This is a genomic window from Shewanella sp. Iso12 (assembly GCF_012030025.1).
Classification (GTDB): Bacteria; Pseudomonadota; Gammaproteobacteria; order Enterobacterales; family Shewanellaceae; genus Shewanella; species Shewanella algae.
On the sequence record NZ_JAAUHW010000015.1, the window covers coordinates 1 to 14,317 of the forward strand.

General features: G+C 53.6%; 7 protein-coding genes. 1 reads left to right on the forward strand and 6 read right to left on the reverse strand.

The annotated features are described in order from the left end of the window. The 6 genes from HCX89_RS19625 to hemC all read right to left on the reverse strand — a co-directional run. Window positions 1-2,193: retention module-containing protein (locus tag HCX89_RS19625; RefSeq protein ID WP_167717127.1), on the reverse strand; the 2,193-nt coding region annotated here is incomplete at its 3' end. 251 nt (window positions 2,194-2,444) lie between these two features. Beyond that, a complete protein-coding gene (locus tag HCX89_RS19630) occupies window positions 2,445-7,436 on the reverse strand; it encodes a retention module-containing protein (RefSeq protein ID WP_167717129.1) in 4,992 nt (1,663 codons plus the stop codon). Window positions 7,437-7,678: 242 nt separating this feature from the next. Then, window positions 7,679-8,848 carry a heme biosynthesis HemY N-terminal domain-containing protein gene (locus HCX89_RS19635; RefSeq protein WP_025011361.1) on the reverse strand — a complete coding sequence of 390 codons (1,170 nt, stop codon included), beginning with the start codon at window positions 8,846-8,848 and terminating at the stop codon, window positions 7,679-7,681. Next, window positions 8,845-9,954 carry a uroporphyrinogen-III C-methyltransferase gene (locus tag HCX89_RS19640; protein ID WP_052678653.1) on the reverse strand — a complete coding sequence of 370 codons (1,110 nt, stop codon included), beginning with the start codon at window positions 9,952-9,954 and terminating at the stop codon, window positions 8,845-8,847. Before HCX89_RS19640 ends, HCX89_RS19635 begins: the two co-directional genes overlap by 4 nt. Window positions 9,955-10,006: 52 nt before the next feature. After that, a complete protein-coding gene (locus HCX89_RS19645; protein WP_025889834.1) occupies window positions 10,007-10,735 on the reverse strand; it encodes a uroporphyrinogen-III synthase in 729 nt (242 codons plus the stop codon). A gap of 12 nt (window positions 10,736-10,747) precedes the next feature. After that, the gene (hemC, locus tag HCX89_RS19650) at window positions 10,748-11,677 is read right to left on the reverse strand and encodes a hydroxymethylbilane synthase (protein WP_025011358.1); all 930 of its coding nucleotides are present in this window, start codon (window positions 11,675-11,677) and stop codon (window positions 10,748-10,750) included. A 202-nt stretch (window positions 11,678-11,879) separates the two neighbouring features. Between hemC and HCX89_RS19655 the strand changes: the two genes are divergently transcribed. Continuing rightward, entirely contained in the window at window positions 11,880-14,303 is a 2,424-nt protein-coding gene (locus tag HCX89_RS19655) for a class I adenylate cyclase (RefSeq protein ID WP_167717179.1), read from the forward strand. Window positions 14,304-14,317 lie beyond the last annotated feature (14 nt).

A 14,317-nucleotide genomic window follows, 5' to 3' on the forward strand; every position in this document is an offset into this window, starting at 1 on the left:
GACGCCGGTGAAGTCGCTGCCGTCCTCGGCCACGCCGGAGTAGGTGAAGTTGACTACCACATCCTCGTCGGCCACCTGGTCGATGCTGACGGTGAAGGCGGCAGTTTCACCCTCGGTGACACTGCTTTGATCGGCGACAATGCCGACCACAGGCGCATCCTGGGCATCAAGAATGGTGGTGTCGGCGCTGTTGTTGCTGCCTATCTCAAGTTGTTCAAGGCTATTATCGACGTCAGTAACACCACTAATGACGACGCTTAGATTTTCGCTATTTTCATAGACACCATCGTTAATGGTATTAACCGTAAAGCTTTGCTGGCTATCACCGGTAATGGTCACGCTTGGAGGTAAATTATCAACATCTGCCGCAGATGCTGTACCACTCCAATCAAGTGCAAGGGTAACCGAAGCACCACTAGGAAGGGTTACCGGGTTACCGTTGGCATCGACCAAAGTCACTGTATAAGTGATTTCACCACCTTCAGCGACACTGGTTTTGTCTACGCTGATCTGGGCAAAAACGGTGTCGGTAGTGTCATTTACCAGTGTGGAAGCTGTGTCACTGGTATCCAGGTTTTCAAAATTACCACCTTGTGCACTATCTATACCTACGGTCAGAGTTTCCGCATCAACAAATACATCATCGCTGGGAGCGTCAACGGTTACAGTGCCGGAGGTTTGACCGGCTGCAATGGTGATGCTGGCGCCGTTGGACAGGGTCAGTACCAGGTCGGTTTCAGGGGCATTATTGACCGTGGCGGTATAGGTGATCTGGCCGCCTTCATTCACTTCAGCCGGGGCGGTCAGGGTGACCGCGGTGGTATCTATGGTGTCATTGACCTGAGTATCGACACTATTGCCGAGGTTCAGCTCTTCATAGTTGCCGCCCTGGGCGTCGGTGATGCCGACCGTGAGGATTTCACCGTCCTGATAGACATCATCAGTCGGTGCATCAACGGTCACGGTGCCGGACGTCTGACCTGCCGCAATGGTGATGCTGGCGCCGTTGGACAGGGTCAGCACCAGGTCGGTTTCGGGGGCATTGTTGACCGTGGCTGTGTAGGTGATCTGGCCGCCTTCATTCACTTCAGCCGGGGCGGTCAGGGTGACCGTGGTGGTATCTATGGTGTCATTGACCTGAGTATCGACACTATTGCCGAGGTCCAGGTTTTCATAGTTGCCGCCCTGGGCACCGGTGACATTGACCGTGAGGGTTTCACCGTCCTGATAGACATCATCAGTCGGTGCATCAACGGTCACGGTGCCGGACGTCTGACCTGCCGCAATGGTGATGCTGGCGCCGTTGGACAGGGTCAGTACCAAGTCAGTTTCGGGGGCATTATTGACCGTGGCGGTATAGGTGATCTGGCCGCCTTCATTCACTTCAGCCGGGGCAGTCAGGGTGACCGTGGTGGTATCTATGGTGTCATTGACCTGAGTATCGACACTATTGCCTAGGTCCAGGTTTTCGTAGTTGCCGCCCTGGGACTCAGTGACACCGACATTCAGTACTTCACTGTCCAAGTAGACATCATCGCTGGGGGCGTCGACGGTAACGCTGCCTGAAGTTTGGCCAACAGGGATCACTATAGTCGCGCCGTTGGACAAGGTCAGAACCAAATCACTTTCCAGAGGAGCATTGTCTACAACAGCAGTGTAGGTAATGCTGCCACCCTCGTTGACTTGGGTTGGCGCCAACAAGGTTACAGTGCTGGGAGCAACTTGAGTCAACTCGAAGGTGTTTTGTGACAAGCCATCTTGCAGTGTAATGGCATCAGCTTCGACGCCCGCTGAATCGTAGCCACTGGCAGCCAGAGTTTCTGCCCCACTTCTTGCCAAGGAAACAAAGCCGGATGTCCCCTCATTCCCTTGAGCTCCACCGGCAGCAGTATCAGGCAATGAAGCGGTTGGATCTTCTCCCGCAGCGATAAGGGCCTGTAGCTGAGCAATTTCAGAATCTGTTGCAGAATCGGCATTTTGCAACGCTTCCTGAGTGACTTCAGCTTCACTTACAAGACGGCTTCCGTCGCTGAACAAGAGCTCTATCTGGGCATCATTATCGACAAAAACTTCGCTTCCCTGCGCGACGAAGTCGCCCTGTTGTAGTGGCATTTGCTGGCCATTTGACATGACATAAGCCTTGCCATTCAAAGTCTTAACTTGACCATCTTGTGTAGTGATAAGTGCTTTCATGTCCCGCCCCCGGCGCTTGCAATATCCGTATCAATAAAGTTGCAGCCCAATGGTTTGGGTTGCAAGTTGGCAAATAGTGTAAATCTCTTGGGTGCGATTTTAGATTAATTAGTTTCAAAGGTCAATTTTTTGACGCTGCTTGTCGTTTTGTTAATTAACTGATTTAAAGGGAGTATTTTTTGTTGTTGATTAATAAAAAAACAGGAGCCTGCGGCTCCTGTTGATTCTATTGAAAAAATTATTGCTTAAGGTTAGGGAATTAATTGTTCCTCGGATGAATAAGTATAGTTAGGCTCTGGAAGAGAAGCCTGAACAACAGGTTGAGTGACCAACAATGCACCGTCGGAGATAAGGGATTGAATAATCACACCTTCATCTGTAGTTCCATACTCTGCGGACAGATCCACACCATTGAGAACTATGGTGACACTGTCCCCTCCGGCACCTGTTGTGTCGACGCTTATGATGGTGTTGCCACCCACGAAGCTGAAGTCCAGGTAATCATCCAAAACCCCATTTTCTTCATTGACCAAGATGTCTGATAAATCCAGTGCATCTGTGTTAGGGTCGAAGTTATAGACTTCATCAGTGCTGCCATCTGCAGACCCTGCATCCCAGATCAATATATCTCTGTCATTGTCTATGCCAGCATCCAAGCGATCACTGCCGGGGCCGCCAACCAGATAGTCGGCACCTGTACCGCCAAAGATGTAGTCATTGCCGGCGCCACCCAGTAGTTGGTCATCACCTTCCAGACCATAGATGGTGTCATTTCCTTCGCGACCGACAATTTCATCGCTTTGGTTTGCCCCGGTGAGCGAGTCACTTTGAGTGCTACCAAAGATGAGATTATCTATGTCGTCGGTTCCTGTTACCGTAATGGCATCATCAGGTAGCAGCTCGTGAGTAAATACAGCTTGTACATACCTAGCCTGATAACTGCCTCCATCATTGTCGAAATAAGTAATGGTCCATAGATCGCCTGCTTGGGCTGGATTCAAAGTCAGGTAGTCGGCGAGAGTTACTGAGTTATCCGATTCTTGCACTATCTGATCGTAGCCAATACTGGCCTTCATCAAGCCTGAATCCGCATCATAGAACCAAGTCTGTTCGACGCTATCGACGGGATCTGCCAACAGCACTATGAAGGTTATGCCGTTAATGGTAAGCCTGACTGAGACCTCCGTTTCTCGCTTGCTGCCCGCGGTAGTGTCAATGTCTCTCTCATCTCCGGGAATTGGAATGGCAAAGGGCGATTTCTGGTAATCGGTAAACAGATCCAGGCTACCATTGGCTGGATCTAAATTAATGGCATCGGCGAATCCGCCACTGATACTGAGGACAGCATCCTGATCATTCCCTGAGGTCAAAGGCGATGAACCATCACCTATGGTGACACTTTCCCCTCCCAAGCTGTTACCCGGCACAGCATGGATGATGAAGTCGCCATCAACCTGATCTGTACCTGAGTTGACTGTGAAGGTCAGAGAAATATCCAGTTGTTCCTCTATGTCACCGTTATCCCCCGGCATATAGACCAGACTGCCCAACTCTGTGGCAGATAAGGCCTCAGGATTGTTAAAGTCATACTGCACCAGCATCTGGATGTCTTCATCCCAATACCAAATGGAGCCTATCTCGGCGGTTTCCCCCGGATCGATAAACTCAAGGCTCAAGTTTGTTATGCTAATGTCATCCGTGGCATCTACATCGGTTGGAACATCAATATTCAGCGGATAACCGGCAAGATAAGGATCCGAGAGTTGCAATAGGGAGGCCGGAACCCAGATCTCTTTGGCAAATTCGCCTTCAACCGGGTCGTTGGTACCATTGATGGTGATTGTCACGGTTTCAGTATCAGTGCCGCCGTTGCCGTCATCGACCGTGACATCAAAGCTTAAGGTGATGGTCTCGCCGACGGCGAGAAACTGCACCAGGCTGTTGGCGATGTCATAGCTCCAACCGGCGTTGTCGACACTGAAGCCGGCCGCCAGCGCATCCTGGGTGGCTTGATCCAGGGCGCCGCCGCTCCAGAGTACATCGCCGTTATAGCTGCTGCCGACGCTGTGGCTGTCGTTGATGTCGACATCGGTGAAGCTCAAATCGCCGCTGTCGCTGAGCATCCCGGCCACGACATCGACATCCTCGGTGACCGCGCCGCTCATATCGATGCTCAGCACCGGCGCGTCATTGGTGCCGGTGATGGTCACTGTCACGGTATCGGTATCAGTGCCGCCGTTGCCGTCATCGACCGTGACATCAAAGCTCAGGGTGATGGTCTCGCCGACGGCGAGGAACTGCACCAGGCTGTTGGCAATGTCATAGCTCCAGCCGGAGTTGTCGACACTGAAGCCGGCCGCCAGCGCATCCTGGGTGGCTTGATCCAGGGCGCCGCCGCTCCAGAGTACATCGCCGTTATAACTGCTGCCGACGCTGTGGCTGTCGTTGATATCGACATCGGTGAAGCTCAGGCTGCCGCTGTCGCTGAGCATCCCGGCCAGCACATCGACATCCTCGGTGACCGCGCCGCTCATATCGATGCTCAGCACCGGTGCGTCATTGGTGCCGGTGATGGTCACCGTGACGGGTTGTGAATCACTGGCGCCAAAGGCATCGGTGACTATTAGTGTGAAGCTAAAGGTGATGGTTTCGCCGACGGCGAGGAACTGCACCAGGCTGTTGGCGATGTCATAGCTCCAACCAGAGTTGTCGGCGCTAAAGCCGGCCGCCAGCGCATCCTGGGTGGCTTGATCCAGGGCACCGCCGCTCCAGCTCGCATCGCCATTGTAGCTGCTGCTGACAACATGGCTGTCACCAATATCCACATCGGTGAAGCTCAGGCTGCCGCTGTCGCTGAGCATACCATTGATGACATCAAGATCTTCAATGACGGCGCCACTTGCGTCAGCGCTGAGAATAGGTGCGTCATTGGTGCCTATGATGGTAATAGTGACCAGTTGCTCGGCGTTGGCGCCATACTCATCTGTCACTGTGACTGTGAAGGTTTCAGTGCGAATCTCGCCTTCCAGTAAACCATCAACGGCGGCGTTATCGAGCTGATAATTCCAGGCGCCGGTGGCGGCATCAACACTGAAGCTGCCAAGTGGGCTATCGGCACTACCGGACCAAGTCAGATCTGCACCGTTGTCCACATCGCTGGCGCTGAGTTGGCCACTGACACCCGGAGTTCCGGGATCGACGCTGCTATCGTCAAATTGACCGGCTTCACGCACAGTGCCGTCGGCATCGCCCTCGCCAGGAGGGTTAATTACGGGGCCATCATTGGTGCCATTGATAGTCAGAGTGACTAGCTGTGAATCACTGGCGCCAAAGGCGTCGGTGACCGTCAGCGTGAAGCTCAAGGTGATGGTCTCACCGACAGCGAGAAACTGTACCAAGCTGTTGGCGATATCATAGCTCCAGCCGGAGTTGTCGGCACTGAAGCCGGCCGCCAGCGCATCCTGGGTGGCTTGAGCCAGGGCGCCGCCGCTCCAGCTCGCATCGCCATTGTAGCTGCTGCTGACACTGTGGCTGTCGTTGATATCGACATCGGTGAAGCTCAGGCTGCCGCTGTCGCTGAGCATACCATTGATAACATCGACATCGTCGGTGAGACTGCCGCTGCTATCGGCGCTGAGAATAGGGGCGTCATTGGTACCTATGATGGTAATAGTGACCAATTGCTCGGCGCTGGCGCCAAACTCATCAGTTACAGTAACAGAGAAGGTTTCGGTGCGAATTTCGCCTTCCAGCAGGCCGTCGGCTGAAGCGTTATCGAGCTGATAATTCCAGGCGCCGGTGGCGGCATCAACACTGAAGCTGCCAAGTGGGCTGTCGGCACTACCGGACCAAATAAGCACGGCACCGTTGTCCACATCGCTGGCGCTGAGTTGGCCACTGACACCCGGGGTACCTGGGTCTATGCTGCCGTCATCGAACTGGCCGGCTTCTCGCACAGCACCATCGGCCTCACCCGGCTGGGGTGTGCTGATCACAGGCACATCGTTGGTGCCAGTGATAGTGATAGTCAAGGTCTGGACGCTGGTATCACCATCGGCATCGGTCAGCAGATAGGAGAAGACTTCCGTCAGGGATTCTCCCTGAGCGAGCGCCTGAACCGCTTGTCCTGCAGAATTGATTTGATAGTTGTAACTGCCATCGGCATTGAGGGTCAGCAGGCCGTAGCTGCCTGAAACCTGGCTTTGATTGGATACGGCATTATCAAGGTTGCCGCCACTGCCAGCGGCTGTTACCTGTGCGGTATCACCACCCTGAACATCGTTGTCGAGCAGATTGCCACTAATGGCCAGTAGTGAGTCTTCATCTACACTGTTTACGTCATCCTGGCCGCTTGGAGCGTCATCCAGTACCGAGATGGTAAGGGTATTACCGACACTGTTTCCTTCTAGATCGGTCAATATCAGGTTGAAAGCCTGGGAGAAGTCATCACTTGAACTGTGGTCAACCGCGGAATTGAGGGTAAAGCTGTAGCTGATATTGCCGTTTATCAGGTCAACGGCGTTGATGGTGAGCACGCCGTATTCGGTATTGATACTGACAGGGCCATTAAAAACTCCGCCTGAGACAATGGCAACCCCATCCAGGGTCAAGCTTGCCACGCCGGCCGCGGCACTAAAGCTCAAGTTACCGGTTTGGGTCAAGGCGGCGGGTGATGGAGTGGTCCCTGTTGGCAGGTTGGCATCTGAGAGTGTGGCTGCGCCGCTAGTGAGCGTGGGGCCAGTCAGGGGAAGGTCCTCAAGCAGTATTTCTTCTTGAGTGGTAATGGCGGTTTGGTCAAAGCCACTGGTGTCGTAGCCTGCGCTGGCCAATAACTCAGATCCGTCTCTGTCTACGGCAACATAGCCGAAATCACCTTGGTTACCGGCTGTTCCGGCCCCGGCTGCGGTAGCAGGCAGATTTGCCGTAGGGTCGTCACCAGCAAGTATCTGAGCCTGCAGTGCGGCTATCTCGGCATCGACTCCACTGTTGGCGAATTGGGCGACATCTGCGGCCGCGCTATCCGGCTGAGGTTGAGCGCTGGGCTGTGCATTTTGCTCTGTCAGCCTTGTACCATCGGCATATTCGATAGTGAAGGTATCGTTTGCGGTGAAGATGATCTCTTCACCATTGCGGATGAGATCCCCGATACTCAAATCGCGGATATTGCCATTTTCGTCCTTGGCCTTGAGTTGCCCAACCAAATTGGTGACAACCGCGTCTTGCTTACTGATTGCGACGCCCATAACTCATACTCCTTTGCACGCAAATACTGACGGCAAGGTCACTCTGTGCCCACGAGCGTCAGCTAAAGGTATTAATTATTAAGTCTGGGGTTGAAACTGAGGCTGTCAAATATGTGACATTGATCGCGGTTGGAAGGTTGTTAAGAGACAATTTGTCCGCTTTGGAGAATCTATCTCGCATTCATGCGGTTACGGTATGCGTGCAGGTAATCTTGTGATGGCTAATAAAAAAGGTCTAGCGATTAGTCGCTCTTGGCGGCTTGCTTGTAGCTATTGAAAGCCCCTTGATGATCGGCCAACTGCTCTTGAAGTCTGGCCAAGGCCAGCCAGTATTCTTTACGTGGCAGTAAGTGACACAAGCGTTCCCATGCGGCTCGGGCCAGACTGAATTCACGGCAGAGTTCATGAATTTGGGCCATGCAGTGTTGGTAATCGGCATGGTTCTCTAGCTTGGGTTCCAAGTTCTTCAGCAGTTTCAGGGTTTCACTGTCCTGGGCTTCAAAAACCTTCGGCAAAACTTCAAGTACAGAGGCGCAAGGTTCCTTCTTTAGCGCCTTGTTCAGTAGTTTCAGGGCTTCGTCACGGCGGTTGAAGCTGGCAAGCCCCAAGGCATATTGTGCCATATTGGCTTGTTGGCTGCGTTCCTGGCGGCTAAGCCAGTGCCAACACTTTTCCAGTTCCTGCTCGCTGCGAAGGGCTGCCTGGGCCAGCAAAGCATTATTTACCCTCTGGTTCAGGAGCTCGTATTCTTCATTATCCAGGATCTGCTTTTTGCGCAGCGCCGGCAGTAACAGTTTCAGAGCCTGCCAGTCAAGCTGGCTCTGGTAAAGCTCCAGTGCCAGTTGCAGTACCGGAGCCTTGCTCTTGCTGCTGGGTTGCAGTTTATCCAGCTGCTCGCGGGCCTTTTCCAGCTCGCCTTGCTGCATGTAGTAGCGCACTCTGGTGGTGGTTACCGCCTGGGTCGCCAGTGGCAACTGGGCAGCCTTATTCAGGTAGTCGTCCCGCTCTTCATTCTTGAACTGTCTTTGGGCCGCTCTGGCGGCAGCCAGATAATTGAGAGCCGGCAGTTCACCGGCTTCGGCGCCTTTTTGCATCGCTTTTTCGGCCGCAGGCCAATCCTCTTCTGCCAACGCCAGTGCGCCGGTGAGCGTGTACTTGCGGGCGGCATTGCGGCGCCAGCGCCGCGGCAGGTAACGACTGCTTAATACCAGATTCAGCACAGTGACCAGTAGCCATTCCAGCAACTGCAGTAGAGCAAAGAAGATGATGAGTGCCATAACGGCAAACAGCAGATTGGTTTCCAGCTGCCAGTCCAGAAAGGCGATATAGACATAGCCTGTTTTGCCGGCAAAAAGCGGACTCAGACAGGCACCAGCCAGAATAATCACCAGATAGATGAGTACTCTTATCATAGTTCAGCCCCCGGCATGAGTTCGCCATAGGTGACCAACTGTTTGAGTTGAGCACTGGATTCAAATTTTGTCAGATTGATGGGATCCAGTTGCAGACTGGACAAAGCATTGATTGCAGTCAGCACCTCTTCAGTGCGTGGATCGTCGAGATCGAAATATTGCTGGATCCACTTGCGGGCCATGGCCAATGACTGGCGGTAGTTGAGCTCATCATATTGATAGAGGGCCAGTTGTGACTGCAGCAGCTTATTGCGGATATTCTCGAATAAATACCATTCCTGCTGGGGAGACAGCAGCGGAGTGATATCCGAGCTTATCTTGCGGATAGTGAAGAAATCTTCCTTCAGTGCGCTCCAGGTCTTGGACAGGTTGCTCTGCCAATCACCTATGGAGTCAGACATCTTGTTTTCTGCTTCCGGCTCCATTTGCTGGCTACCGACACGATTGAGTGGCAACTTGTCCAGCTTGGTGATAATGCCATCGAGGGTGAACACTGTACCTGCGATATCGGTATTCTTGATGGCGCTGACCGCCGCCATATCGTTGGCGAGGGCGCGACGCAGAGGCATGAGTGAAGGCTCCTGCATGGCAGCAATACGCTCATCGGCAGCCTGTAACAGGCCGGTTGCCGTTTGCGGATCTTTCTCCAACCACAGTTTACGTCCCGCCATCCGCACCAGATATTCGGCTTCTGCCGCCATCCAATGGTTGGGGTTACGCTGTGCCAGAGTGGCGATGCGGGTTTGCATCTGCTGCTGGGCATCGCTCAGTTGTTCTATGGCACCTTGCTGCTGTTGATTTTGCTGCCGGTCGCTTCTCAGTTGCTGCTCCAGTGCCTGCAATCTGGCCTCTGGAGCTTGTTTGACTTGTTCTAGAGTGGTTGCCAGTTGCGCATTGGCGGCTTGCTGTTGCTGCAGTTGCCAAAAGAGATAAGCACCTATGGCGCAGGCCAGCAGTGCCAGCAACAGGCTCAATAGTAGCGTCAGTCTCAGGGGCCATGAGCTGCGCTTGGCTGTCGCCGCTGGGGTTTCTTGCTCTGTGGTACCCAAGGGTTGGGTAGGCAGTGCGGGGGTATCGCTCCCGACTTCTGGCTTACTGTTATCCATTAATGCAGTCCTTTAACGCGACAATAGGGCTGGAAATCGGGAGGGGGGAAAACTAGAGCCTCAATGCCTTGAGTACGGCTTTACTGTTGGCTGCCGTGGCATCGGTCACTTGAGTTAATCCGGCGACCACGGCCTTATCTACCACCCGAATACTGGGAACTATAATATGACATGCTTGCAGCCAAGCAAAATACTCTTTTGGCAGCAGTCGGATAAGGTTCATCAGGCTCTCGGCGCTGCTGAGTACTATGGTGTCTATTCCGAAGTCTTGCCATTCCTTGACCAGTTGTACTGCATCATAGGCAGGACAAGTGCGGCGGTAGACTTCCCAGAATTGAACCGACGCCCCATATTGCTGGAGTGTTTGTCCCAGTACTTCCCGGCCACCGTTGCCGCGAATAATGACCACTTTCTTGTGTTTTACCGCTTCGGGTTGCAAACCCGGCAGGGTTAACAGGCCTTCAGTCTGTTGATTGTCATCCGGCGCTTTATGGCCCCGGATGCCATACTGTGCAAAGGCCTCGAAAGTGGCTTCGCCGACGGCAAAATATTGAATATGTGACGGCCAGGGAGCATTGAGTGCCTGAGTACCGAAATGCACCGCATTGGTGCTGACAAACACAATAATGTCGGCATCAAGGACCTCGGCAGGGGAAATACCTTTATCCTCCATGGCCTCAACAGCCAAGAGAGGGGTCACCATAAAAGGTATGCCCCTTTCTGTCAGCGCCTGTTCCATGGCGTGATTGCGCCCCTCGGGGCGCGTCAACAACACTCTCATGGTGCCGCCTTGTTATTTGCCGTAAACGGCATCCAATATGGTTTTGGCGCCTTTGCTCAGCAGTTCTTCTGCCAGGGCGTTACCCAGGGCTACGGCCTCGTCTTGGTGACCGCTGACTTGACCTGTGATCACCTCGGAGCCATCCGGATTACCTACCAAGCCTCTGAGGCTCAGCTGTTCGCCCTGGATTTCGGCATAGGCACCAATGGGGACCTGGCAACCCCCTTCCAAACGTGTGTTCATTGCCCGTTCCGCCAGTACGCGATAGCGGGTTTCTTTATGCTCAAGCGGTGCCAACAAGGCTTTTACCCGCTCATCGTCGGTGCGACATTCGATGCCCACAGCGCCTTGGCCGTTGGCCGGCAGTGATTCTTCGGCGCTGATAAAGCTGGCGATACGCTCTGATAATTTCAAGCGAATAAGCCCGGCAGCAGCCAGAATGATGGCATCATATTCACCGGCATCCAGTTTACCCAGACGGGTTCCCACGTTGCCGCGCAGATCTTTGATGATAAGGTCCGGGCGACGGGCTCTGAGCTGACACTGACGACGCAGACTTGAAGTACCCACAACCGCGCCTTGAGGCAGTTCATCTATACTCTTGTAGCTGTTGGAAACGAAGGCATCACGGGGATCTTCACGTTCGCAGATCACTTCCAGCCCCAGCCCTTCGGGAAACTCAACCGGCACATCTTTCATGGAATGCACAGCGATATCCGCCTGGTCTTCCAGCATGGCGACTTCCAGCTCTTTAACGAACAGCCCCTTGCCGCCCACTTTGGCCAGAGGAGTATCCAGGATGACATCACCCTTGGTGCTCATTGGCAGCAGTTCTACTGTCAGCCCGGGGTGAATGCGTTCCAGCTCGGCTTTGACAAATTCTGCCTGCCACATGGCGAGAGGGCTTTTACGTGTTGCTATGCGAATGCGATTTTCTGACATGCCAATCTTTTCCGTGAGAGTACGTTAAATGCGCCAATGCTAACATTGCCCATTGGAGAATGGCACCGAACGCTGCTCAATCTTTGAAGTGGGCACGTTAAATTTTCGCCAAATAGTGTGATCTTGATCTCATTACTTGCCTGCTACCTTAAAAGTGTTAGCATGATCATCTAACTGGTTCAGGGATAGTGAAATTCGGATGATCGAGCGTCAGCGACAATACGCCGAATACGCCGAGCGCCTCAATCGAGTGCGTTTGGCCCGTGCTCAGGCGCTGTTTTCCCCACTGCAAAGGCATCTGTTTAACCTGATCCCTCTGTTGTTGCATCAGCATCACAACCGCTTGCCCGGATACAACGGCCCCATGACGCCCTGCGGTATCAAGGGGTTCCAACACTCAGTCGAGCTCAAAGAATCGCTCGCTACTCTCAAGTTGCCACTGCTCGAAGACTCACAGCATGCCAGTCCTGTACTGGAAGGGGTTTACGTAATGGGCAGCACCGCCAGTTTTGGCCAGAACCCCAAGAGTGATGTGGATGTCTGGTTGGTCTATGACGCCGGGCTAACCCAGGAGGAAGTGGAACTGCTGCGGGAGAAGAGCCTAAAACTCACCCGCTGGTTTGCCGGCTTTCAATTCGAGGTGAACTTTTATCTGGTACACCCGCGGCAGTTTTGCCGTGATGACACTTGCTATCAGGACGCCGAATGGGAGCTATTGGGGCATGAACACAGCGGCAGCGCCCAGCATTGGTTGCTGCTGGAAGAGTTCTATCGCAGCCATATCCGCCTGGCTGGCAAGACTGTCGCCTGGTGGCCCAATGCCCAGCCCTGTAATGACTTTCTGTTCCTTGGTGATGTGCACCAACTGCCGGCCAATGAGTATTTTGGTGCCTCTTTATGGCAGCTCTATAAAGGTCTGGACAAGCCGCACAAGGCCCTGCTCAAGGTGCTGCTGCTGGAAGCCTATGCCAGTAATTATCCACAAACCAATCTGGTCAGCGAATGGGTGTGGTTGAGAACTCTGGCCGGTGACTTTTCCAACGCCAACGATGCCTATCTGCTCCTGTATCAATATATCGAATCTTATCTGCTTAAAGTGGGAGACGAGCGTCGGCTGGAGATAGTGCGCCGCTGCTTTTACCTCAAATGTGGTATCAGGCTCAGTGATGTCGAGCAGTGTCACGATTGGCGCTACCACAAGCTCAAGCAGTTGGTTGAACAGTGGGAATGGCCCCAGAGCCTGCTGACCACCCTAGATGATTGTGAACACTGGCACAGTGGCCAGTTGCAGTGGTTCAATGCTCAACTTAACGAGTTGATGTTGGCCAGCTACCAGACCCTGCTGCATTTCGCTTCGACCCACAGGCTGAGCGAGTACTTTAAAGTGGAAGATTTGGGGCTGCTGACCCGTAAGCTGCACACCTATTTCAGTGAGGACAAGCAGCAGATACTGCGGCTCAACCGGCTTTGGAGTCAGTCGCTGGCAGAGCCGAATCTGACTATAGTCCGCAGCGAGCAGGATGGTCGCTGTCATCTCTATCGTCTGTCACCTGAGCCGCGGCAGTTTATGGGCGAAGTGGCCATCTATCAGGCAGATAATGCCGCCTCCTTGATGATTTGGGCTTGTCTCAATGGGGTGGCCACTGTCAATAGCCGCTGGTTTGAATACGGCGCGGGTCGTCTGCGGTGCCGGCGTCTTAACCAGGTGGCCGAACGGCTACTGCCTTATACCGAAGACAAGAAGTGGCGGGTGTCGAAACTGGATCTGTGCCAGCCTTGGCACTATCGCAAGTTGGTGTGGATCCTCAATCTGGAGCAGGATCCCAGCGAGCATTGGCAGGGCCAGACCTTGATGCTGGAACTCATGGGCAGCAACCTGCTGGCGACAGGAAAACCGGCAGCCAGTTTGCTGGGGTCGGTGCAACTGATGAGCCTCAACTCCTGGGGCGAATGGCATTGTCACAGCTTTGTCGGTGAGCAGGCGCTATTGGAGGCCATCGCCTTTGCCACTCCAGGTATGAGAAGGGCGCCACAACAGGTGGCCTTCGATGTCGTCAGTGCTTCGCAAAAGCTGCAGTCCCAGCTGGAACAAACTGTAGTGGATATTCTCAAGCAGGTGCACCGACTGATAAAAGATGCCTGTCCGTCAAAGACCCTGGTGCAGCCACTGCAACTGGGTGAAAAGAAATATGGCCTGTTTTTCGATGCCAAGGGCATGAGTTACCGGGATCTCAGCGATGTGAAGTCCCTCTATCGTCAGTTGGCCAGGGGCGAGTTACAGAGTTTGCCAAGGCCTGAGCTTGCCAATGACCCTTGGGTCAAGGTGCCTGAGGTTATCCAAAATTATGCGGTGAAAGGGGTGATACAGTATTTTCTGCGCAGCCGGGAAGACGAGTTGGACGTGTTTGTATTGGATGAAGGAAATGGCTTGAGCCACTATGTGCACAGCAATCCGGATGTCAGTGAATTGGTGAATACTGTTACCCAGCATTACGCCTTTGGCGAAGTCCTGAGCCTTAAAAATCACTTCAACTTTCCGCAGTTTTTCCGCCTGGTGCGCCAAAGCGGTAATCTGGATGTGGTGCCTTTCGGGGTCACGGCAAGGGCGGCGCAGACAGAGTTCTGACCGCCCCTAAATCA

What these genes read in the sequence shown, in the direction of transcription:
- HCX89_RS19630 (WP_167717129.1), bottom strand. Translation starts at nt 7,436, where the DNA reads ATGGGCGTCGCAATCAGTAAGCAAGACGCGGTTGTCACCAATTTGGTT.
- HCX89_RS19635 (WP_025011361.1), bottom strand. Translation starts at nt 8,848, where the DNA reads ATGATAAGAGTACTCATCTATCTGGTGATTATTCTGGCTGGTGCCTGT.
- HCX89_RS19640 (WP_052678653.1), bottom strand. Translation starts at nt 9,954, where the DNA reads ATGGATAACAGTAAGCCAGAAGTCGGGAGCGATACCCCCGCACTGCCT.
- HCX89_RS19645 (WP_025889834.1), bottom strand. Translation starts at nt 10,735, where the DNA reads ATGAGAGTGTTGTTGACGCGCCCCGAGGGGCGCAATCACGCCATGGAA.
- hemC (WP_025011358.1), bottom strand. Translation starts at nt 11,677, where the DNA reads ATGTCAGAAAATCGCATTCGCATAGCAACACGTAAAAGCCCTCTCGCC.